The organism is Streptomyces sp. NPDC054783, assembly GCF_053611725.1.
In genome coordinates this window covers 35847-58654 of sequence record NZ_JBSHAY010000017.1, presented here as the reverse complement: position 1 = coordinate 58654, position 22808 = coordinate 35847, and the positions used below count along the sequence as shown (strand labels likewise).

Annotated in this window: 18 protein-coding genes; 12 read left to right on the top strand and 6 right to left on the bottom strand. The window is 69.5% G+C overall.

Annotated features, from left to right (window positions below):
- Positions 1-22: 22 nt before the first annotated feature.
- The 4 genes from ACWGJ5_RS27205 to ACWGJ5_RS27190 are packed head-to-tail and all read right to left on the bottom strand — an operon-like array spanning position 23 to position 5674.
- Complete coding sequence (locus ACWGJ5_RS27205; RefSeq protein ID WP_453312296.1) at positions 23-1183, bottom strand: acyl-CoA dehydrogenase family protein; 1161 nt, start codon at positions 1181-1183, stop codon at positions 23-25.
- A gap of 5 nt (positions 1184-1188) precedes the next feature.
- Positions 1189-2133 carry a hydroxymethylglutaryl-CoA lyase gene (locus ACWGJ5_RS27200; protein ID WP_453312295.1) on the bottom strand — a complete coding sequence of 315 codons (945 nt, stop codon included), beginning with the start codon at positions 2131-2133 and terminating at the stop codon, positions 1189-1191.
- Entirely contained in the window at positions 2130-4046 is a 1917-nt protein-coding gene (locus ACWGJ5_RS27195) for an ATP-binding protein (RefSeq protein WP_453312294.1), read from the bottom strand. Before ACWGJ5_RS27195 ends, ACWGJ5_RS27200 begins: the two co-directional genes overlap by 4 nt.
- 11 nt (positions 4047-4057) lie before the next feature.
- On the bottom strand, positions 4058-5674 hold the full coding sequence (locus tag ACWGJ5_RS27190) for a carboxyl transferase domain-containing protein (protein WP_453312293.1): 1617 nt from the start codon (positions 5672-5674) through the stop codon (positions 4058-4060).
- Between the two features lie 107 nt (positions 5675-5781).
- On the opposite strand from ACWGJ5_RS27190, the gene ACWGJ5_RS27185 reads away from it, so the two are divergent.
- From ACWGJ5_RS27185 to ACWGJ5_RS27165, 5 genes are all read left to right on the top strand, one after another.
- Positions 5782-6381, top strand: coding sequence for an SACE_7040 family transcriptional regulator (locus ACWGJ5_RS27185; RefSeq protein ID WP_453312292.1), 600 nt, complete (start codon positions 5782-5784; stop codon positions 6379-6381).
- A gap of 35 nt (positions 6382-6416) precedes the next feature.
- Complete coding sequence (locus ACWGJ5_RS27180) at positions 6417-6992, top strand: Uma2 family endonuclease (protein ID WP_453312411.1); 576 nt, start codon at positions 6417-6419, stop codon at positions 6990-6992.
- A 117-nt stretch (positions 6993-7109) separates the two neighbouring features.
- Entirely contained in the window at positions 7110-8267 is a 1158-nt protein-coding gene (locus ACWGJ5_RS27175; RefSeq protein WP_453312291.1) for an acyl-CoA dehydrogenase family protein, read from the top strand.
- A gap of 47 nt (positions 8268-8314) precedes the next feature.
- Positions 8315-9184 (top strand): acyl-CoA thioesterase II, encoded by an 870-nt coding sequence (gene tesB / locus ACWGJ5_RS27170; RefSeq protein ID WP_453312290.1) that lies wholly within the window; start codon positions 8315-8317, stop codon positions 9182-9184.
- 289 nt (positions 9185-9473) lie between these two features.
- Complete coding sequence (locus ACWGJ5_RS27165) at positions 9474-9905, top strand: hypothetical protein (protein ID WP_453312289.1); 432 nt, start codon at positions 9474-9476, stop codon at positions 9903-9905.
- An 80-nt stretch (positions 9906-9985) separates the two neighbouring features.
- On the opposite strand, the gene ACWGJ5_RS27160 is transcribed toward ACWGJ5_RS27165, so the two are convergent.
- On the bottom strand, positions 9986-10774 hold the full coding sequence (locus tag ACWGJ5_RS27160) for a phosphatase (protein ID WP_453312288.1): 789 nt from the start codon (positions 10772-10774) through the stop codon (positions 9986-9988).
- Between the two features lie 74 nt (positions 10775-10848).
- Complete coding sequence (locus ACWGJ5_RS27155; protein WP_453312287.1) at positions 10849-12417, bottom strand: PucR family transcriptional regulator; 1569 nt, start codon at positions 12415-12417, stop codon at positions 10849-10851.
- A 174-nt stretch (positions 12418-12591) separates the two neighbouring features.
- Between ACWGJ5_RS27155 and ACWGJ5_RS27150 the strand changes: the two genes are divergently transcribed.
- The 7 genes from ACWGJ5_RS27150 to ACWGJ5_RS27120 all read left to right on the top strand — a co-directional run bounded on the left by ACWGJ5_RS27150 (position 12592) and on the right by ACWGJ5_RS27120 (position 22792).
- On the top strand, positions 12592-14052 hold the full coding sequence (locus ACWGJ5_RS27150; RefSeq protein WP_453312286.1) for a sodium:solute symporter: 1461 nt from the start codon (positions 12592-12594) through the stop codon (positions 14050-14052).
- Positions 14053-14108: 56 nt separating this feature from the next.
- Positions 14109-15077 carry an agmatinase gene (speB, locus tag ACWGJ5_RS27145; RefSeq protein WP_055706451.1) on the top strand — a complete coding sequence of 323 codons (969 nt, stop codon included), beginning with the start codon at positions 14109-14111 and terminating at the stop codon, positions 15075-15077.
- 23 nt (positions 15078-15100) lie between these two features.
- A complete protein-coding gene (locus ACWGJ5_RS27140) occupies positions 15101-16792 on the top strand; it encodes a thiamine pyrophosphate-binding protein (RefSeq protein ID WP_453312285.1) in 1692 nt (563 codons plus the stop codon).
- A gap of 118 nt (positions 16793-16910) precedes the next feature.
- Positions 16911-18173, top strand: coding sequence for an AAA family ATPase (locus ACWGJ5_RS27135; RefSeq protein ID WP_453312284.1), 1263 nt, complete (start codon positions 16911-16913; stop codon positions 18171-18173).
- Entirely contained in the window at positions 18173-18850 is a 678-nt protein-coding gene (locus ACWGJ5_RS27130) for an RloB family protein (RefSeq protein ID WP_453312283.1), read from the top strand. Before ACWGJ5_RS27135 ends, ACWGJ5_RS27130 begins: the two co-directional genes overlap by 1 nt.
- A gap of 122 nt (positions 18851-18972) precedes the next feature.
- The gene (locus ACWGJ5_RS27125; protein ID WP_453312282.1) at positions 18973-21591 is read left to right on the top strand and encodes an N-6 DNA methylase; all 2619 of its coding nucleotides are present in this window, start codon (positions 18973-18975) and stop codon (positions 21589-21591) included.
- A complete protein-coding gene (locus tag ACWGJ5_RS27120; RefSeq protein WP_453312281.1) occupies positions 21584-22792 on the top strand; it encodes a restriction endonuclease subunit S in 1209 nt (402 codons plus the stop codon). Before ACWGJ5_RS27125 ends, ACWGJ5_RS27120 begins: the two co-directional genes overlap by 8 nt.
- Positions 22793-22808 lie beyond the last annotated feature (16 nt).

The following is a 22808-nucleotide window of genomic DNA, read 5'->3' as shown; positions in this document are numbered from 1 at the left end:
GCCCTCACGTCAGGCCGCTGTCTCAGCTCACCAGCCCCAGTTCCCGCGCGATGAGCATCCGCTGGACCTCGCTCGTGCCCTCGCCGATCTCCAGGATCTTGGAGTCGCGCCACATGCGGGCCACCGGGTACTCGTTCATGAAGCCGTAGCCGCCGTGGATCTGGGTGGCGTCCCGGGCGTTGTCGACGGCGACCGTGGAGGAGTAGAGCTTGGCGAGGGCGGCCTCCTTCTTGAAGGGCTCGCCGGCCACCAGGCGGCTCGCCGCGTCGCGCCAGGCCAGGCGCGCCGTGTGGGCCTTCATCTCCATGTCGGCGATCTTGAACTGGATGGCCTGGTTGGCGCCGATCGGCCGGCCGAAGGCCTGGCGTTCCTTGGCGTACTTCACCGACTCGTCCACACAGCCCTGGGCCAGGCCCGTCGCGAGGGCCGCGATGGCGATCCGGCCCTCGTCCAGGATGCGCAGGAACTGGGCGTAACCGCGGCCCTCCTCGCCGAGCAGGTTGGCGGCCGGGACGCGGACATCGGCGAAGGACAGCTCGCGCGTGTCGGAGGCGTTCCAGCCGACCTTCGAGTAGGGAGCCGCCACCGTGAAGCCCGGGGTGCCGGACGGCACGATGATCGACGAGATCTGCGGCTTGCCGTCCGGCTTGCGGCCCGTCACGGCGGTCACCGTCACCAGGCCCGTGATGTCCGTGCCCGAGTTGGTGATGAAGCACTTCGTGCCGTTGATCACCCATTCGTTCGTGTCGGGGTCGAGGCGGGCCGTCGTACGGGTCGCTCCGGCGTCGCTGCCGCCGTCCGGCTCGGTCAGGCCGAACGCGCCCAGGATCTCGCCCGAACACAGGCGGGGCAGCCACGCCTGCTTCTGCTCCTCCGTACCGAAGAGGTGGAGGGGCATGGCACCCAGGGAGACGCCCGCCTCCAGGGTGATCGCCACCGAGGAGTCCACCCGGGCCAGCTCCTCCAGGGCGATTCCGAGGGCCAGATAGTCGCCGCCCATGCCGCCGTACTCCTCCGGGAACGGCAGCCCGAACAGGCCCATACGGCCCATCTCGCGGACGATCTCGTACGGGAACTCGTGCCGCTCGTAGAAGTCGCCGATCTTCGGCGCCACCACGTCGTGCGCGAACTCCTCCACCGTACGGCGGAGTTCCTCCAGCTCGGGGCTGAGACGGTGGTCCATGCTGATCACTGGTCCTTGTGGGAGAGGGCGCGGACGGTACGGGACGGGCTGGGCCGGTCCAGATGGGCGGCCATCCACACGCTCGTGGCGGTCAGACGGCCGAGGTCGACCCCGGTCTCGATGCCGAGTCCGTGCAGCATCCAGACGAGGTCCTCGGTGGCGAGGTTGCCGGTGGCGGACTTTGCGTAGGGGCAGCCGCCGAGCCCGCCCGCCGAGGCGTCCACGGTGGTGACGCCGTGCTGCAGGGCGGCCAGGGTGTTGGCGAGCGCCTGGCCGTAGGTGTCGTGGAAGTGCACGCCGATCACGTTCGTCGGCACGCCCTTCTCGTTGAGGACGGAGAGCAGTTCGAGGACGTGGCCCGGAGTGGCGACGCCGATCGTGTCGCCCAGGCTCAGCTCGTCGCAGCCCATGTCCCTCAGGGCCGTGCAGACGCGGGCCACCTGGTGGAGGGGGACCGCGCCCTCCCAGGGGTCGCCGAAGCACATGGACACATAGCCGCGCACGTGCACGCCCCGGTCCTTGGCCTGCCGCACCACCGGCCCGAACACGGCGAGCGACTCGTCCAGCGTGCGGTTGAGGTTGGCCTTCGCGAAGGACTCGGTGGCGCTGGCGAAGACGGCGACCCGGTCGGCGCCGAGGGCCAACGCGCGGTCCAGACCGCGCTGGTTGGGCACCAGCACGGGCAGCTCGACCCCTTCGAGCCCGCCGAGCAGCGGGAACAGCTGCTCGGCGTCGGCCAGTTGGGGCACCCACTTGGGGTGCACGAAGCTCGTCGCCTCGATCGTGGTCAGGCCCGCGTCGGCGAGGCGGCGGATGAACTCCGCCTTGATCTCGGTCGGTACGGTCCGCTTCTCGTTCTGCAGCCCGTCACGCGCGCCGACCTCGTGGATCCGCACCCGCGCGGGCAGGTCCGGGGCCGGTACGACCATGGGGAGACCCTCGGCGGTCACTGCGCCACCTCCTCGTGGGGTGCGATCACGGCGAGCACCTGGTCCATGGCGACCGTCGTGCCCGGCGTCACGTCCAGCTCGGCGACCGTGCCGGCGTGCGGGGCGGAGATGACGTGCTCCATCTTCATCGCCTCCACCACCAGCAGGCTCTGCCCGGCGGTCACTTCGTCCCCGACGGCGACCTTCACCACGGTCACCGTGCCCGGCATGGGCGCGGTCAGGGAGTCGGCGCCCGCGTGCGCGGACCGGCTGAGGGACGCGGCCACCGGGTCGTGGTCCCGCACCTGCCAGGCGTCGCCGTCGCGGCCGATCCAGTCACCGGACCGATGGAAGGTGTGCCGGACACCGTCGAGGGTGACGGAGACCGTGGCGTCGGTGGCGGTGGAGCTGCCGCGCGGGGTGTACGTCACCGGTTCCTGCACCCGGAGGTGGAAGGCGGGCGGCCTCGGGGTGCCGCCGAGCCGCCAGCCGTTCGGCACCGAGAAGGGGTCGACCCAGCCGTCCGTACGGGGCTCCAGCGCCTTCGCGCGTACGGCCGCGGCCGCCTCGTACACCTCCTCCGGTACGTCCGTGGTGACCAGCTCGTCCACCACGCGCTCCACCAGCCCGGTGTCCAGGTCCCCGGCCGCAACAGCCGGATGGGCCAGCAGCCGCCGCAGGAACCCCGCGTTGGTCTGCACGCCCAGCGTGACCGTCTCCCCGAGCGCCGCCCGGAGCTTCCTGAGCGCGGTCTCCCGGTCGGGGCCGTGGGCGATCACCTTGGACAGCATCGGGTCGTACAGGCTGCCCACCTCGGTGCCCTCGCTCAGCCCGGAGTCGGAGCGGACGCCGTCGCCCTGCGGCTCGTTCAGCAGCAGGACGGTGCCGCCTGAGGGCAGGAAGCCGCGCGCGGGGTCTTCCGCGCAGATCCGGGCCTCGATCGCGTGCCCGGTGAGCGTCACGTCCTCCTGGGCGAAGCCCAGCTTCTCCCCGGCCGCCACCCTGAGCTGCCACTCCACCAGGTCCAGGCCGGTGACGAGCTCGGTGACGGGGTGCTCCACCTGGAGGCGGGTGTTCATCTCCATGAAGTAGTACTGCGACGGGTCCCCGCCCGGCACGATGAACTCCACCGTGCCCGCGCCCCGGTACCCGCAACTGCGGGCCGCCTGCACGGCCGCCTCGCCCATCGCCGCGCGCGTGGCCTCGTCGAGGAGCACGCTCGGCGCCTCCTCGATGATCTTCTGGTGCCGTCGCTGGAGCGAGCACTCGCGCTCGCCGAGGTGGACGACGTTGCCGTGGCCGTCGGCGAGCACCTGGATCTCGATGTGCCGGGGCCGGTCGATCCACCGCTCCACCAGCAGGGTGTCGTCGCCGAAGGAGGCGCGGGCCTCGCGGCGGGCGGCGGCGATCTCCTCCTCCAGCACGGTCATGTCCCGCACCAGCCGCATACCCTTGCCGCCACCGCCGGCGGAGGGCTTGAGCAGCACGGGCGCGCCCAGCGCGCGGGCCGCCTCGGCGAGCTCGGGGTCACGGCCACCCGGCACCACCGGCACCCCGGCCGCCTGCACGGTCTCCTTGGCGCGGATCTTGTCGCCCATGAGCGCGATCGCGTCCGCCGACGGGCCGATGAAGACGAGCCCCGCCTCCTCGCAGGCGCGCGCGAACCCGGCGTTCTCTGCGAGGAAGCCGTACCCGGGATGGACGGCCTGGGCGCCGGTGCGGGCGGCGGCGTCCAGGAGGCGGTCGATGGACAGATAGCTCTCGGCGGCCGGCGCAGGCCCGATCCGTACCGCCGTGTCGGCCTCCCGTACGTGCCGCGCGTCGGCGTCGGCGTCGGAGAAGACCGCCACCGAGCGCACGCCCAGCGAGCGGAGCGTACGGATGACGCGTACGGCGATCTCGCCCCGGTTGGCGACCAGCACTGTGTCGAACACGGTTCCCCTCCTCACATCCGGAAGACGCCGAACTGGGGGTCTCCCAGAGGCGCGTTGGCGCAGGCGGTCAGGGCGAGGCCCAGCACCTGACGGGTCTCCAGCGGGTCGATCACGCCGTCGTCCCAGAGGCGGGCCGTGGCGTAGTAGGCGTTGCCCTGACGCTCGTACTGCGCGCGGACCGGCGCCTTGAAGGCCTCCTCGTCCTCGGCGGGCCAGGCCTCTCCCCGGGCCTCCAACTGGTCGCGCTTGACCGTGGCGAGGACGCTGGCGGCCTGCTCGCCGCCCATCACGGAGATCTTGGCGTTGGGCCACATCCACAGGAAGCGGGGGGAGTAGGCCCGGCCGCACATCGAGTAGTTGCCCGCGCCGTACGAACCGCCGACGACCACGGTCAGCTTCGGCACGCGCGTGCACGCCACGGCCGTCACCATCTTGGCGCCGTGCTTGGCGATGCCGCCCGCCTCGTAGTCCCTGCCGACCATGAACCCGGAGATGTTCTGCAGGAACACCAGCGGGATCCCGCGCTGGTCGCACAGCTCGATGAAGTGGGCGCCCTTCTGGGCGGACTCGGAGAACAGGATGCCGTTGTTGGCGACGATCCCGACCGGGTGGCCGTGGATCCGCGCGAAGCCGGTGACGAGGGTCTGCCCGAACTCGCTCTTGAACTCGGCGAAACGGGAGCCGTCGGCGACACGGGCGATGATCTCGCGTACGTCGTAGGGGGTACGGGAGTCGACCGGGACGGCGCCGTACAGCCCGTACGGGTCGACCTTCGGCTCCACGTCCGGCTGGACCTCCCACGGCAGGGACTGCCGGGCCGGGAGGGTGGCGACGATGTTCCGCACGATCCTGAGGGCGTGCGCGTCGTCCTCGGCGAGGTGGTCGGTGACCCCGGAAGTCCGGGAGTGCACCTCGCCGCCGCCGAGCTCCTCCGCCGTGACGACCTCGCCGGTGGCGGCCTTCACCAGGGGAGGCCCGCCGAGGAAGATCGTCCCCTGGTTGCGGACGATCACGGCTTCGTCGCTCATCGCGGGCACATACGCCCCACCGGCCGTGCAGGACCCGAGCACGGCGGCGATCTGCGGGATCCCGGCGCCGGACATCCGGGCCTGGTTGTAGAAGATCCGCCCGAAGTGGTCGCGGTCGGGGAAGACCTCGTCCTGCATGGGCAGGAAGGCACCGCCGGAGTCCACGAGGTAGACGCACGGCAGACGGTTGTCGAGGGCGATCTCCTGGGCGCGCAGGTGCTTCTTCACGGTCATCGGGTAGTACGTGCCGCCCTTGACGGTCGCGTCATTGGCGACGATCACGCACTCGCGCCCGCTGACCCGCCCGATCCCGGCGATCACCCCGGCGGCCGGGGCCTGCCCGTCGTACATCCCGTCGGCCGCGAGGGGCGCCAGCTCCAGGAACGGCGACCCCGGGTCGAGCAGCGTGTCCACCCTGTCCCTCGGCAGCAGCTTGCCCCGCGCGGTGTGCCGGGCCCGCGCCTTCTCGCCGCCGCCGAGGGCGGCCGCGGCCAGCTTGCCGCGCAGCTCCTCCACGAGCGCGAGATGAGCCTGTTCATTGGCCCGCCAGGCCTCCGACGCGGGATCTGCCGCGCTCCGGAGCTCCGGTGCCTCCTGCATCCTGCGGTCCCCTCACCCGGTGATCGAACCTGTGATCGGCTGTTAATGAGCGTTAACCATTTCCATCAGGTTAACGACCGCTAACCTCGCTGTCTAGAATTGCCTGCATGGTCACCAGAACCGACGCCCCGACCCGCCGCGAGCAGATCCTCAAGGAGGCCGCCCGGCTCTTCGCCGAGCGCGGCTTCCACGGCGTCGGTGTCGACGAGATAGGTGCCGCGGTCGGGATCAGCGGCCCCGGCCTGTACCGGCACTTCCCGGGCAAGGACGCGATGCTCGCCGAGCTGCTGGTCGGCATCAGCGGCCAGCTGCTGACGGGCGCCAAGCGCCGCCTGTCGGAGGCCGACGGCGACACCCGGCCCTCGGCGGTCCTGGACTCCCTCATCGAGGGCCACATCGACTTCGCCCTGGACGACCGTCCCCTCATCACCCTGCACGACCGCGAGCTGGACCGCCTGCGCGACAGCGACCGCAAGCTGGTGCGCCAGCTCCAGCGGCAGTACGTCGAGCTGTGGGTGGAGGTGGTCCGCGAGGTGTATCCGGGGCTGTCGGAGCCGTCTGCCCGCTCGGCGGTCCACTCGGTCTTCGGCCTGCTGAACTCGACACCGCACCTGGGGCGCGCGGGCACCTTGCCGGGGCGGGGGGCCACGGCGGCCCTGCTGCACCGGATGGCGCGGGGGGCGTTCGAGGCGGCGGGGGAGGGGTAGGTCAGGTGGATTTTCACTAACCTGAGGGCATGGGCATGGACTACGCGAAGATGCGCGCGATCGCCGAGGATCTCGGGGCCTACGCGGAGCGGCTCGAAGGGGCTTGGAGTGTCGAGATCGGGCCGTCTGGTCCGATACTGGCCATGATGCGCCCGTCGAAGCGGCATGAGGGCACTATCCGCCGTATCTGCAAGCAGCTGGACGAGCAGCTCCTCACTACGCATCCCGGATACATCTGTGCGAGCGGCCCTGAGATCGAGCACCCGGCACTGGGTCGTATGCGGCTCCCTGACGCGGTCGTCATCCCCGAGGTCGTCCTCGACGAGGAAGGCCTCGCCGTTGACGCGACTCAGGTGCTCGCGGCTGTCGAGATCGTCTCGCCGTCCAACCCGAACAACGACTATGTCGATAAGCTCGACGACTACCCGGCCATGGGTATCCCGCGCTACATGATCGTCGACCCGCGCACAGGCACGATCGAGGTGCACTCCGATCCCTGCAAGGGCCGTTACACCCGCAAGGACCCCTGCATCTTCGGGGACTCGGTGCCCTTCGGCCCCTGGACGGTCGACACCTCCGCCTTCCGCCGCTACGGCAAGGCCGGGAACTGACATCAGCCACCCGCCCGCCCCGGGCGGGTGGCACAACTCACCCTGGACTCATCACCGTACTCGCCGGTATCTTCGAGTCTGAGCAAGCGCTTAGACAGGTACCTGGAGGTGGGCGGCGTGCGCCGTACGGTGTTCAACGAGGATCACGAGGCGTTCCGGGAGACCCTGCGCGCCTTCATCGAGGCCGAGGTCGTACCGGTCTACGACGAGTGGTTCGCCGCGGGCCAGGCGCCGCGCGACTTCTACTACAAGCTCGGTGAGCTGGGCATCTTCGGCATCAACGTGCCCGAGGAGTTCGGTGGTGCGGGCCTGGACAGCCACAAGTTCGAGGCCGTCCTCTACGAGGAGACCGCCCGCGCGGGCGTCCAGTTCGGCGGCTCCGGCGTGCACGTGCTGCTCGCCCTGCCGTACATCAAGATGCTCGCCACCGACGAGCAGAAGAAGCGCTACCTGCCGAAGTTCGTCACCGGCGAGGAGATGTGGGCCATCGCGATGACGGAGCCGGGCACCGGTTCCGACCTCGCGGGCATGAAGTCCACCGCCAAGCTGAGCGAGGACGGCACGCACTACGTCCTCAACGGCGCCAAGACCTTCATCACGGGCGGCGTCCACGCCGACCGCGTGATCGTGTGCGCCCGCACCTCCGCGCCCACCGCCGAGGACCGCCGCCACGGCATCTCGCTGTTCGCCGTGGACACCAAGTCCGAGGGCTACTCCGTCGGCCGCAAGCTCGACAAGCTGGGCCTGAAGACCTCCGACACTGCCGAGCTGGCCTTCGTCGACGTCAAGGTCCCGGTCGAGGACCTGCTCGGCGAGGAGAACAAGGGCTTCTACTACCTCGGCCACAACCTGGCCTCCGAGCGCTGGGGCATCGCTTTCGGCGCCTACGCGCAGGCCAAGGCCGCCGTCCGGTTCGCCAAGCAGTACGTGCAGGAGCGCACCGTCTTCGGCAAGCCGGTCGCCCACTTCCAGAACACCAAGTTCGAGCTGGCCGGCTGCCAGGCCGAGGTGGACGCCGCCGAGGCCGTCGCCGACCGCGCGACGGAGGCCCTTGACGCCGGCGAGCTGACTCCCGCCGAGGCCGCCTCCGCCAAGCTGTTCTGCACCGAGGTCGCCCACCGTGTGATCGACCGCTGCCTGCAACTGCACGGCGGCTACGGCTACATGAACGAGTACCCGATCGCCCGCCTGTACGCGGACAACCGCGTCAACCGCATCTACGGCGGCACCAGCGAGATCATGAAGTCGATCATCGCGAAGGACATGGGCCTGTAAGACGGACCTGTCACCGTCGCAATCACTGGCCTGTACAACTAGATGCCATGAGCCAGGCACTCCAGGATCTCCTCGATCTGCTCGACCTCGAGCAGATCGAGGAGAACATCTTCCGCGGCCAGTCCCGCTCCGCCGTCGTACCCCGCGTCTTCGGCGGGCAGGTCGCGGCGCAGGCGCTGGTCGCCGCCGGCCGCACGGTCCCCGCCGACCGTCCCGCCCACTCGCTCCACGCCTACTTCCTGCGCCCGGGCGATCCCGGCGCGCCGATCGTCTACACCGTCGACCGCATCCGCGACGGCCGGTCCTTCACGACCCGCCGAGTGGTCGCCGTCCAGCACGGCAAGCCGATCTTCCATCTCTCGGCGTCCTTCCAGACGTACGAGGAGGGCCTGGAGCACCAGGCGCCCATGCCCCCCTCGCCCGATCCGGCGACCCTGCCCACCTCGCACGAGCGGCTGCGCGGCTACGGCCACCTCGCTCCCGAGGTCGTCGAGAAGTTCCTGGAGGCCCGCGAGGCCATCGACCTCAGGTACGTGGAGGAGCCGCCGTACGGGCAGTTCGGCGCGCCGCGCGAGCCGCACTCGCAGGTGTGGTTCCGCACCAACGGCAAGCTGGACGACGACCCGTTGCTGCACGTCGTCCTCGCCACCTACGTCTCCGACATGACCCTCCTCGACTCCGTGCTGCTCGCGCACGGCCGCGGCGGCTGGGCGGTCGGGGACGTCGTCGGGGCCTCCCTGGACCACGCGATGTGGTTCCACCGCCCCTTCCGCGCCGACGAATGGCTGCTGTACGACCAGGAGTCGCCGTCCGCGCACGGCGGCCGTGGCCTCGGCCAGGCGCGCATCTACACACAGGACGGGCGACTCGCCATCACCGTCATCCAGGAGGGTGTCGTCCGCGTTCCGCGTGACTGATGTTGCCTCGAGATGCCGAGTGGCCGGTGTGGCACTAGTCTCTATGAGTGAGCGCCGCAGTACACGGTGTGACCGGCCGACGGTTTCCGGATCCCGGGAACGGCAGACGTCGGCGGCGACGTCCGTGCAGTCAATCCTCTGCGGTGACACCTGAAGAGCGCGCCGTGACGTCCCCCTCAGTGAGCACGGCGCCGACCATCCGCCCCGTGTCTTCCTCATGGAGCCGCGGGAAATGATGGAAACAGAAGGGTAGCTTCCCATGCGAGCACAGCGCGTTAGGCGTTACGTCGTGACGTCCGCAGCAGGCCTCCTGCTGGCGGGCGGAGCCACAATCGGCACGGCGGGCACCGCCTCGGCGGCCCCCGCAGAGCACAGCCTCAGTGTCCACAGCCGGCTCGTTGACTGTGGTTGTGGTTGGGGTTGGGGTTGGCACCACCGCCACCGCGGCGGCTGGGGCTGGGGCTGGGGCGGCCGCTGGGGTGGCTGGGGCTGGGGCTGGGGCAACGGCAACTGGGGCAACGGCAACTGGGGCAACGGTGGCTGGAGCAACGGCAACTGGGGCAACGGTGGCTGGAGCAACAGCGGCAACAGCAACAGCGGCAGGAGCAGCAGCAGTAGCAGTAGCGGCAACACCAGCAACAACACCAGCAGCAACACCAGCAGCAGTAGCAGCCATGCCAGCAACAGCAGTACCAGCAGCATGAGCAGCGGCAGCAGCTGATCCGGTGCTGATCGCGCCCACACTGTGCGGCCCCGCGTGCGGGGCCGCACAGTGCCGCGCCGGAGCGGCGCCGGGGCGGGTCAGGAAAGGCCCGCCTCCGCCAGCAGGTACGCGGTCATCGGGTCGTAGTGACGGGGGCTCACCACGTGGTCGTCGAGCGGTACGACGACCTGGAGGGTGCCCTCGGACTCGGCGAGGAACAGCGCCGGGTCGTTGCAGTCGGCGTATCCCACCGAGTCCAGGCCGTGCTGCCCCGCGTAGCCGGCCCACCCGTGGTCGGCGACGACCAGGTCCGGTAGGGGCCGCCCCTCGCGCTCAAGTCCCGTCAGAATGGCCCGCATCGGCTCCCCGGAGTGGGTGTGCCACAGCGTCGCCCCGTGCTCCAGCACCGCGACGTCCGCGAACTGCATGACGTACCCCTCGTCCGTCTGCAGCCCGTCCGGGATGACCACGATCTCGCAGCCGGCCGTGCGCAGCGCGGCGGCCGTGGCCCGGTGCACGTCCAGCAGACCGCCCGGGTGGCCGGTCGCGAACAGCACCCGCTGCCGGTCCTCGGCCGCCTTGCGCAGTCGCGCCGCCATCCGCTCCAGCGCGCCCACGGTCAGCTCGGGGTCGATGGTGTCCTGTCCGTACCGGAACTCGGGATCGTCGTTGACGCCGACTCTTTCGGCCATCACCGCGAGCACGTCCTGCTCGTCCGTCCAGCGGTCGCCCAGCTCCAGGCCGAGCCAGAAGTTGCGGACACCGTTGGCGAGCTGACGGTAGTGGGAGAGGTTGTTCTCGCGGGGCGTGGCGACGTCCCCCGCGATACGGGTCCTCACCAGGTGGTCGACGAGCTGGGCGCGGCTGGGTGTCCCGGGTATCGGCATGCCCCCATTGTGAGGCAGCGCGCCGTGGGCGTCCTCGGCATATCGGCCGCTGGGACGGGGCTCACGTGCGCCCGTCAGCGCTGCCGCAGCGCGAACCACAGCTCCATGCGTACGTCCGGATCGTCCAGGTCGGTGTCCAACAGGGCGGCGCAGCGGGCGATGCGCTGCCGCACGGTGTTGCGGTGCACCTCCAGCGCCACCGCCGTACGGTCCCAACTGCCGTGCAGGGACAGCCAGTTGCGCAGGGTCTCGGTGAGCTCGGGACGGCCGGCGAGCGGGGCGAGCAGCGCGCCGGCGTGTGCCTCGGCGTCCGCCCGCGGCACCAGGTCCCCCAGCCCCGGCCGGGCGCCGTGCCGGATCAGCGGGGTGCGGGTGGCGCGGGCCCGGGCGAGCGCACGGCCCGCCTGCGCATCGGCGGCCGGCCACTCGGACGCCTCCGCGGCGGCGCTCACCCCGAGCGTCCAGCCGGCCTGCGGCTCCGGCGCCCGATCACCCGGCACCAGCACCCGTACGACCTCGTGCCCGAGGTCGACCAGCGGCGAGCCCAGCGCGGCCCCGAGCGCGGACGCGGCGACGGCATCGGGCGACTGGGCCTCCGGCCGCGCGTGCACGACCAGCCACTTTCCGGTGCCGAGCAGCGGGGCCACCTGCTCGGGCGGGGAGCCCAGCAACAGCCGTACGAGAGCGGAGGAGCGGGCGGCACCGGCACCGCTGTGGTGCTCACCGGTCAGCAGGGACAGCAGTACGGCGGCGACGGAGGCGATGGTGTGATCCCCGGGGTCGCGCCGAGGGGTGGCCACGCCGAGCACGAACCCCTCGCCGGCGCCGAGGGCGTAGACGGTCAGGTGGGTGTCGCCGACGGTGTCGGTGGCGGAGGTTGCCCTGGGCGCCGTACGCCCCGCGGGCCGCACCACGCCCGACAGCTCCGCGAGCGCCCCCCGCACCCCCTCCGCCGGCTCCCGGCCCGCCGCCGCGACCTCGGTGCCGTCGGGGCCGTACAGCACCGCGTGCCCGGTCAGGCGCTGGGCCAGCTGGCGCAGCACCGAAGGCACCGGATCCGGTCGGGAGGCCGCCGCCGCGAGGCTCTGCTGGGCCTCCGTGACGCGGCGCAGCTCGGCCAGGCGGGCCTGGGCCATCAGCTGCCACACCGCGCGCGCCACGCCGGAGAACGTGGTCTGGGGCGGGACCTCCAGGAGGGGGAGGCCGTAGTGGTCGCAGGCCGCCGCGAGTGCGCGCGGGACGGTGTCGTGCACCGGGGCCAGGCCGAAGCCGAGGGCCGCGCCGCCCGCCTCGACGATCCGGGAGACGTAGCCGTCGAAGTAGTCCCCCAGGCTCGAATCCTCCCCCTCTCTCGGCTTGGCTCGAGCGGGGGGACCCCCATGACCGGGGGCGCCCCCATCCGAACCCGCCGCCTCCGGGACGTGCACCCCGGCCGTGAGCAGCAGCTCGCCGCCCAGCAGATACGGGTACGGGTCGGCCATCTCCGAGGTGTGCGCCCAGTGGATCACGATCGAGGGGTCGGACGGGCCCGCGATCTGGCGCAGGGCGAGATCCTCGCGGGCCAGCAGGGCCGTGAGCGGTACGGGTGGGGTCGGTGGGACCGCTGGGGTGATCGTCTCCGGCATGGTGTGCGTTCCCTCCATCCACGCCCATTCATATGGATGAAACGTACACTTCGCAGTCGCTTTCCGGCCACCTAGTGTCAAGGCAGGCCGACGGCCGCGGGTACGGGCGGATGTCCCCGCGATCTGCTGTCGGCGCGTCCCCACCGCATCTGCACGACACGCCACCGGAATGTGCGCGAAGGAGGGCCCCGCATGGCCGTCGACTACACAGTGATCGTCGTCTATCTGGCCGGCATGCTGGCCATGGGCTGGTGGGGCATGCGCCGCGCCAGGTCCAAGAGCGAGTTCCTGGTGGCGGGCCGCCGCCTGGGGCCTGCCATGTACTCCGGCACCATGGCGGCGATCGTCCTCGGCGGCGCCTCCACCATCGGCGGCGTGGGCCTCGGCTACCAGTACGGCCTCTCCGGCGCCTGGATGGTCTTCACCATCGGCCTCGGCCTGCTCGCCCTGTCGGTGTTCTTCTCCGCCCGCATCGCCCGCCTGAAGGTCTACACCGTCTCCGAGATGCTGGACCTGCGCTACGGCGGCCGGGCCGGCGTCATCTCCGGCGTGGTCATGTGGGCGTACACCCTCATGCTGGCCGTCACCTCGACCATCGCCTACGCCACGATCTTCGACGTCCTGTTCGACATGAACCGGACCGTCGCGATCGTCCTCGGCGGCTCGATCGTCGTCGCCTACTCCACCCTCGGCGGCATGTGGTCCATCACGCTGACCGACATGGTCCAGTTCGTGGTGAAGACCATCGGCGTGCTGCTCCTGCTCCTGCCCATCGCCGTGGTCAAGGCAGGCGGCTTCGGCGAGATGAAGGCCAAGCTGCCGACCTCGTACTTCGACCCGCTGGGCATCGGCGGCGAGACGATCTTCACCTATGTCCTGATCTACACGTTCGGCATGCTGATCGGCCAGGACATCTGGCAGCGCGTGTTCACCGCCCGCAGCGACAAGACCGCCAAGTGGGGCGGCACGGTGGCCGGAACCTACTGTCTGGCGTACGCCCTCGCCGGCGCGGTGATCGGCACGGCCGCCAAGGTGCTCTACCCCAAGCTCGGCAGCCCCGACGACGCCTTCGCCACCATCGTCAAGGACGAACTCCCCGTCGGCGTCCGCGGCCTGGTCCTGGCCGCCGCCCTCGCCGCCGTCATGTCCACCTCCTCCGGCGCCCTGATCGCCTGCGCCACGGTCGCCAACAACGACATCTGGTCGCGGCTGCGGGGTGTCGTACGGCGCGGCGGCGAGGACCATGACGAGGTCGGCGGCAACCGCCTGTTCATCCTGATCATGGGCGTGGCCGTGATCGGCACCGCTATCGCCCTGAACAACGTGGTCGAGGCGCTGACGGTCGCCTACAACCTCCTCGTCGGCGGCCTGCTCGTGCCGATCCTCGGCGGCCTGCTGTGGAAGCGCGGAACGGTGCAGGGCGCGCTGTCCTCGGTGATCGTCGGCGGCCTCGCGGTCATCGGCCTGATGGCGGGCTACGGAATCCTCGCCAACGAGCCGGTCTACTACGGCCTGCTCGCCTCCTTCGTCGCCTACGTCGTCGTCTCCCTGGCGACCAGGCCCACCGACGAGACCGTGCTCGCCACCTGGCGTGAACGCCTCGCCGGACGGAACCCCGAACTCGCGTCCGAACCGGTCCCGGCTCACCAGTAGAGTCGTATGGAAAGCAGTACATGCGCGACGAAGCGCAGGAAAGAAGGCATTTCATCATGAGCAGCAACGAGACGCCCCGCGGCCCCGTCGACTCCTCCCGCATCCCGCGGTACGCCGGCCCCGCGACCTTCGCCCGGCTGCCTCGCCTGGACGAGGTCGGCACCGCCGACGTCGCCGTGGTGGGCGTGCCGTTCGACTCCGGCGTCTCGTACCGGCCGGGCGCCCGCTTCGGCGGCAACGCCATCCGCGAGGCGTCCCGGCTGCTGCGCCCGTACAACCCCGCGCAGGACGCGTCGCCGTTCGCGTTGGCGCAGGTGGCCGACGGTGGCGACATCGCGGTGAACCCGTTCAACATCAACGAGGCCGTCGAGACCATCGAGGCCGCGGCGGACGAGCTGCTCGGCACGGGTGCCCGCCTGATGACCCTGGGCGGCGACCACACGATCGCGCTGCCGCTGCTGCGGAGCGTGGCCAAGAAGCACGGTCCGGTGGCCCTGCTGCACTTCGACGCCCACCTGGACACCTGGGACACGTACTTCGGCGCCGAGTACACGCACGGCACCCCGTTCCGCCGCGCGGTGGAGGAGGGCATCCTCGACACCTCGGCCCTCTCCCACGTCGGCACCCGCGGCCCGCTGTACGGCAAGCAGGACCTCACCGACGACGAGAAGATGGGCTTCGGCATCGTCACCTCGGCAGACATCTACCGCCGGGGCGCCGACGAGGTGGCCGACCAGCTGCGCCAGCGCATCGGCGACCGCCCGCTGTACATCTCCATCGACATCGACTGCCTCGACCCGGCGCACGCCCCCGGCACGGGCACGCCGGAGGCGGGCGGCATGACGTCGCGGGAGCTGCTGGAGATCCTGCGCGGCCTGGCTTCGTGCAACCTGGTCTCCGCGGACGTCGTCGAGGTCGCCCCGGCGTACGACCATGCGGAGATCACCTCGGTCGCGGCCTCGCACACGGCCTACGAACTGACCACCATCATGAGCCGTCAGATCGCCGCGGCCCGCAACGCCTGACTCTCCCTGGGGGAACGAGAGCTGTGACTCACGACCACGACCTGGTACTCCGCCCGACGCCGGCGCAGATCACCGCTGCACTGAACCCCCCTTCGGGGCGCAACGGCGGAGACCTCGTCGTGGAGACCCTGGCCGGGCTCGGCGCGACGACCGTCTTCGGCCTGCCCGGCCAGCACGCCCTCGGCATGTTCGACGCCCTGCGCAGGTCCTCTCTTCGCTATGTGGGCCTGCGGGTGGAGAACAACGCGGGCTTTGCGGCGGACGCCTACGGCCGTGTGACGGGCGAGGCGGCGCCGCTGCTGCTGTCGACCGGCCCGGGCGCGCTGACGTCACTGGCGGCGCTCCAGGAAGCGGCGGCGGCATCCGCCCCTGTCCTGGCGATCAGCAGCCAGATCCCGACGGCCGGCCTGGGCGGGGGCCGCCACGGCTACCTGCACGAACTCCCGGACCAGGCGGCCTCGTTCCGGGGTGTGGTGAAGTCGGTCCACACGGTCCGCACCCAGTCCCAGATCCCCTCCGCGATCGCGGCGGCCTGGAAGTCGGCGCTGACGGCACCGCACGGCCCGGTGTGGGTGGAGATCCCCCAGGACGTGCTGCTGGCTCCGACCGCACTGCCGGTGGTGACGGCGCCGGACGCGACTCCCGAGGACCTGGTCCCGCGCCCCGAACTGACGGCGTTGGCGGCCGACCTGCTGTCGCGGGCCGAGCGTCCGGCGATCATCGCGGGCGGCGGGGTCGTACGGTCGGATGCCTCCGGGAAGCTGAGGGCGCTGGCCGAGAAGCTGGACGCGCCGGTGGTCACGACCTTCGGCGGCAAGGGCGCGTTCCCGTGGGAGCATCCGCTGTCGATGCAGTCCTGGCTGGAGGACCGGTACACGACCGACTTCCTGGAGGACGCGGACGTCCTGCTGGTGGTCGGCTCGGGCCTCGGCGAACTCTCCTCCAACTACCACACGTTCAGGCCACGCGGCCGAGTGATCCAGGTCGAGGCCGACCTCGGCAAGCTGGAGTCCAACCACCCGGCGCTGGGCATCCACGCCGACGCCCGGCTTGCCTTGCAGGCGCTGCTGGAGACGGTCGAGGAGCGCACGGACGAGTCGGCGCCGGGGCGGGTGCGGGAGCTGCTCTCCCGAGTCGGTGAACGCATCGCGTCCCAGGAACTCACCCTGGAACAGGAGGCGTTGGAAGCCGTCCGACGCGCCCTGCCCGCCGGCTCCCCGTCCTTCTGGGACATGACGATCCTGGCGTACTGGGCGTGGTCGGCCTTCGACCCCCGGGGCGCGAACACCATGCACTCCGCGCAGGGCGCCGGCGGCCTCGGCTACGGCTTCCCGGCGGCACTGGGCGCGGCGGCGGCGGATCCCACGCGTCCGGTCCTGGCGGTGTCGGGCGACGGCGGCGCACTGTACTCGATCGCGGAACTGGCCACGGCCCGCCAGTACGACCTGCCGGTCACCTGGCTGATCGTCGACGACGGCGGCTACGGCATCCTCCGCGAGTACATGACGGACGCCTTCGGCCAACCGACGGCGACGGAACTGACGCGCCCCGACTATGTGGCGCTGGCGGAGTCCTTCGGGGTACCGGGCGTCCGTACGACCCCGGAGACCCTGGCGGAGGACCTGGCGCAGGCGCTGGCGGCGCCGGGCCCGTCGGTCGTCGTCCTCCCGGCGGTGCTGCGGATGTTCGCGCCGACGCATCTGGGTACGAGCTGATCACTCGTTCGGCTGCCTGTCACTTCCGATGGACGGTATGTTCCCTGAGGTCACAGCCGTACCAGGCCGGACCGATGTCAGAGGCGACGATTACTCTGAGCACGGAGAGGAGGACAGCATGCTGCTGAGGTTCCGCGTCGCGAACGTGCGGTCCCTGCGCGAGGAGCAGGAGCTGTCCTTCGTGGCGCCCGAGGGCGAACCCGGCGGCGAACACGGCGCGGCTCGAGGCGTGGAACTCGCGGGCGGCAAGTCCGTCGCCGTGTTCCCTCTGGCCGGCATCTTCGGAGCCAACGCCTCCGGCAAGTCGAACGTACTGGCCGCGCTGGTCGACATGCGCAACGCCGTGCTCAATTCGTACGCCCGCTGGGCCGCGTACGACGGCACCAGGCGCCAGGTCTTCGCGCTGGATCCGAAGGCGGACTCCGAGCCCAGCTTCTTCGAGGTCGACTTCGTGCTCGACGGCGTTCGCTGGACGTACGGCTTCGAGCTGGGGCGGACCCGCGTCGAAGCCGAATGGCTGCACAGCTACCCGCGCGGTCACCGCCAGGTGTGGCTCGACCGGGACGCTTCGCGGGCAGAGGTGTACGAGTGGCCGGGCAACCGGGTCAAGGACCGTGCGCAACTCGCTCGGCGTACCCGCCCGAACGCGCTATTGCTCTCCACCGCGGGGACCGACAATCACCCACAGCTGTCCCCGCTCTTCCATTGGTTCCGCCGCAATCTGTGGCTGATCAATCCAGAAGACGAACGGGCACAGCGCGAGGCGTTCACCAGACAGGAACTTTCCGGAGCCCGGGCACGCCGCATCGAAGAATTGTTGCGCGTGGCTGACCTCGGCATCACCGGAACTGAAATGGTCGACGACGGCAAGGGCCGGGCGACGGTGAAGCTGGTCCACCGCTCGGCCACGGGCGAGGTCGCCTTCGACTGGCAGACGGAGTCGTTGGGAACCCGCTCCTGGTTCGCCCTCCTCGGCCCAATGCTGCTCGCCCTGGACGAGGGCGCGGTGCTCCTGGTCGACGAACTGGACGCCAGCCTGCACCCGCGCTTCGCCGCCGAGGTCGTCCGGCTCTTCCACGACCCGCTGGCCAATCCGCACGGCGCGCAGCTGCTCTTCACTTCGCACGACCCGTCGGTGCTGACCACTCCGAGTGGAGGGCGGCTGCTGGAACCCGACCAGGTGTGGCTGACGGAAAAGGACAAGGACGGAGCCACGGAGCTTTATCCGCTGACTGCGGCGTCCCCCGGGAAGGACGAGGACTTGATGAGGTCGTACCTGGCGGGAGCCTACGGAGCGGTCCCGTCTCTCCTGGAGGGACAGATCGCCCGCCGCCTGCTGGCCGACCAGGATCACGCCGAGAACGAGGTGGAGCAGGGCTGATGGCGAGGACGAGGGGCAAGGACTCGCTGGGGCCGGCGCAGCGTCGCGGGCGGCGCAAGAGAGTCGTCCATGTCTTCACCGAGGGGCTGGTCACCGAGCCCTCGTACATCGAGATCATCAAGCAGCACGGCGTTCCGGCCGACCCGGCGATGACCGTGGAGGTGCGCATCGCGAACGCCTCCGCCCCCGGTTCCCAGCGCAAGCCGCTCAAGCTGGTCGAAGCGGCGGTCAGACTCATACGGGACGAGCAGCGTCAGGCGAAGCGCAGCGGCCTGGAGAAGAAGTACCTTCCCCAGGTCTGGTGCCTCTTCGACCGGGACGAGCACGAGGGCATAGAGACTGCGCTGAAGCAGGCACGCGAAGGAGACGTCCGGGTCGCCTTCTCCCACCCCTGCTTCGAGGTCTGGCGCCTGCTGCACCACAAGCCGGTGACCGGTACGTTTGGCGGGGTCTGCGGTCAGGTGACGACGCGGCTGCCGTTCGCGAGGACACCGAAGGACGCGGCGAACATCAAACTGGTACTGCCGCACCAGATCACCGGGGGCTACCAGGACGCGCGGAAGCGCGCCCTCCAGATGAACGCGCAGCACGGCGATCATGTGGCCCTCGTGAACCGAGACCCGTACACTGATGTGCACGAGTTCGTGGAGCAAGGGCTCGGAATCGCTTCGTACTGACCGCATCAGGGCGTTGCCGTTCTGGGCTGGCGTGAATCCCGACCGACATCGGTAAGCAGATTTCGGTATGGACCGCAGCGGCCGTAGGGTTCCTAGGTCACTCAGGTCGTAGGGAGTCGTACGTGGCCAAGCTCACGCTCGCGCAGTTGGAGCGGCATCTGTTCGCCGCCGCGGACATCCTCCGGGGGACGATGGACGCCTCGGAGTACAAGGACTACATCTTCGGTCTGCTCTTCCTGAAGCGGGCCAATGACGAGTTCGAGGCGGCGCGGGAGCAGATCAAGGAGTACGCGGCCAAAGAACTGGGTCTCACGGATGAGATGCTGGTCGGCTTCCTGGAGCAGGAGTCCGAGTACAGCCAGCGCGATGTGCTGTTCGTGCCGAAGAACGCCCGCTGGAAGTGGATCTCGTCGGCCACCCACAACATCACCGAGGACCGGCTGCGTCCTGCCCTGCAGGCGCTGGAGGGCCAGAACGCCAAGCTCAAGGGCCTCTTCGACCACCTCGACTTCAACCGCATCGGCGGCTCGGGCGCGGCTGCGGGCGCGGCGAAACTCGCAGACCAGCGGCTGAAACTGCTCATCGCGCACTTCGGCCGCATCCGGCTGCGTACGGACGACTTCGAGTTCCCCGACCTGATCGGTGCCGCCTACGAGTACCTGATCAAGGAGTTCGCGGACTCGGCGGGCCGCAAGGGCGGCGAGTTCTACACCCCGCGTGCCGTGGTCCGCATGATGGTCGAGCTGCTCGGCCCCAAGCAGGGCATGCGGATCTACGACCCGTGCGTCGGCTCGGGCGGCATGCTCATCCACGCCAAGGAGTACGTGGAGGAGCACGGCGGCGACACGTCGGACATGTTCTTCGCAGGTCAGGATGCCAACAGTGGCTCGTGGATCATGTCGACGATGAACATGGTCCTGCACGGGGTACGGCGCTTCGACCTGCACACCGGGGATACGCTCGCCGAGCCGGCGCATGTGCCGAAGTCGGACGCGGACCGTTTCGACGGGGTGCTCAGTAATCCGCCGTTCTCCATGGACTACGTGCTCAGCGACCTGGCGTTCGGCGCACAGCGCACGACGTACGGGGCGACGAGCGAGCGCGGCAAGGCCGACCTGATGTTCCTCCAGCACATGCTGTGGGAGACCAGGCTGGACGGCGGCCCGGGCCGACACGGCGGCATGGTGATCACGGTCATGCCGCACGGTGTGCTGTTCCGGGGCGGCGGCGAACAGGAGATCCGGGCGAAGCTCATCGAGGAGGACGCGATCGAGGCGGTCATCGGTCTCGCCCCGAACCTCTTCTACGGCACGGGCATCCCGGCCTGCATCCTGGTGCTGCGCCCACCGGGCAGGAAGAAGGAGTCGGACCCGAGGCGCGAGCACAAGGTGCTGTTCATCAACGCCGACCGGGAATTCCACGCGGAACGCGCGCAGAACGTTCTCCTGCCCGAGCACGCCGAAAAGATCACCTCCACCTTCCGTACGTACGCGGAAGTGCCGGGTTTCTCGCGGGCCGTGCCTCTGGAGGAGCTGCGCGCCAACGACTACAACCTCAACATCCGCCGCTACGTGGACAACACCCCGCCGCCGGAGCCGCAGGACGTCCGAGCGCACCTGGTGGGCGGCGTACCGCGCGCGGAGATCGAGGCGAAGCAGGAACTGCTCGACTCGTACGAGATCGCGCTGACCGATCTGTTCGCGGAGCGGGACCCGGCGGACGAGAAGTACGTGGACTTTCTGCCGGAGGAGCAGCGGCCGGACGCGGCGCGACTGGCGGAGCTGGCCCGGCCACGCGAGGACGCTCTCCGTACGGCCTTCGACAAGTGGTGGGCGGCGGAGGCGCGGCAGCTGGAGGCGGTGGCGGCGACGCCGGAACGCCTAGCGGACCTGACGCCCTCGGAGCGCAAGGCCGCGCTGATGGCCGTGCGGGGGTCGCTGATCGAGTCGTTTGTGGAGCAGCTGGGCGGTGTCGGCCTGCTGGACCGTTACGCGCTGGCGGGAGCGGTGGCCGGCTGGTGGTACGAGGCCAAGTACGACCTGCTCGCACTGTCGGAAAACGGGTTCGCGGGTGTCGTGGACGGCTGGGTCGAGAACGTCGAGACCATGCTGGCGCCCGAGCAGGACCCGAAGTCGAAGAAGCTGAGGAAGCGGACCGCGGCTGAGCGGCGGCAGGCGTACGACCACAAGGTGGTCGCGGCCATTGCCCCCGACTTCCTGGAGGAACTGGCGGCGGCGGACGCGCGGAAGGCGGAGCTGGACGCGCGTTGGAAGGAACTGAACGCGGAGCCGGAAGCCTCGGAAGAGGGTGACGGTGAAGAAGGTGACGAGGACGCTGTCACACGCGAGGAAGTCGCTCTGAGCGTCGAGCAGTTGGCGGAGCTGGCCTCGGTGAGGAAGGAGCGCGCGAAGGTGGGCGCGCTGATCAAGCGGCTTGAGGCGGACTTCTGGTTCGAGCGGACTCCTGGTGAGCAGCCAAAGTTGGGTGAGGAGCCGCCGAGGTTGTTCCGGGCGCGGAACGCGTTGGGGCCGGAGGGGGAGCGGCGGGTGGTGCTGGATCTGCTGCGGGATGACCTCGCCGAGAAGCTGGATGGGCATGTGGTGCGTCGACAGCGAAGGCTGGCGGAAGCGTACGAGGTGTGGGAATCCAAGTACGCGGTGTCGTTGAGGGAGATCCGGGCCGGGCGGGAGAAGGCAGCGGAGGCGCTGGACGGGCTCCTGAAGGAGCTTGGTTATGCGTGACGAAATGAGTTCCCGACTGCGTACGCTTGAATCGGTACTTGAGCGTCTCGATGTAGGCGTTGCCTCAATCGGTCCAGAAGCAGTGCCGGGAAGCGGCGAGTGGGGTGTGATCCGTCTGGGAGCTGTGACCTCGGGCCGTTTCGATTCAACGAAAGCCAAACGTCTTCCTTCCACTGTCGCGCCGCGTCCTGAACTAGAAATTCATCGGGGTGATGTACTTGTGGTGCGCGTCAATGGGTCCCGGGACCTCGTGGGATCTGTATGCATGGTTGACCAAGCACCCAGTCGCCTCATGCTCTCGGATCTGATCATGCGTCTTGTTCCTGCATCGGATGTAATCGATCCCAGATTCCTTGGGATGGCCCTTTCGGTACCCAGTGTCAGGGACCAGATCGTCCTGCGCCTTCGAGGAACAAGTGGGCAATTTCAGCTTCCTCAATCAGAAATCAAGTCGGTCCGGTTGCCGTGTCCGTCGCTGAGGGAGCAGCGACGGATCGCCGACGCTATCGATGCCGTGTCGGCCCAGGAGCGCGCCATCGAGGCGTCGATCAGAAAGCTGGAGGATCTTGGTTCTGCCGTTATGGCGGAGCTTGCTGATGTGGATTGTGGCACGTTCGAGGAAATTCTTGCTTTCGGCCCTCAGAATGGAGTCTACAAGCCTGGATCCACGTACGGGCTTGTCGGGACGCCGATTGTTCGTATCGACAGTTTCAAGGGTGGGCCATCAGACCTGACTCGGAACCTGCTTCGAGTTTCGCTGGGAAAGGGAGAAGCGGACCGGTATGGGCTCGCAGCGGGCGACATTTTGATCAACCGAGTGAACACTCCGGAACTTGTCGGGAAGTCCACAGCTGTTGGCAATTTGATGGAGCCCACCGTGTTTGAGTCGAATATGATGCGCTGTAAGTTGCGAGCCAATCGCGCTATGTCTGCTTTCGTTGAAACGTGGCTGGGTAGTCCTATGGTCAAGAAATATTTTCGCACTCGTGCCAAGAGTGCTATTTCGCAGGCCAGTATCAACGGCGACGACGTTCGCAGCTGTCCGTTCCCGAAGCTGGACGTTTCAGAGCAGCGGGCGTTCTTGTGGCGGCTCTCGGCAGTCAGAGATCAGCAGTTGACCGATAGGGAGGAACTCGTCAAGCTGCGCAAGCTCAAGATGGGAATTATGGATGACTTGCTCGGCGGGTTTAGCGCGACATGAGCTTCACTTTCAGCGC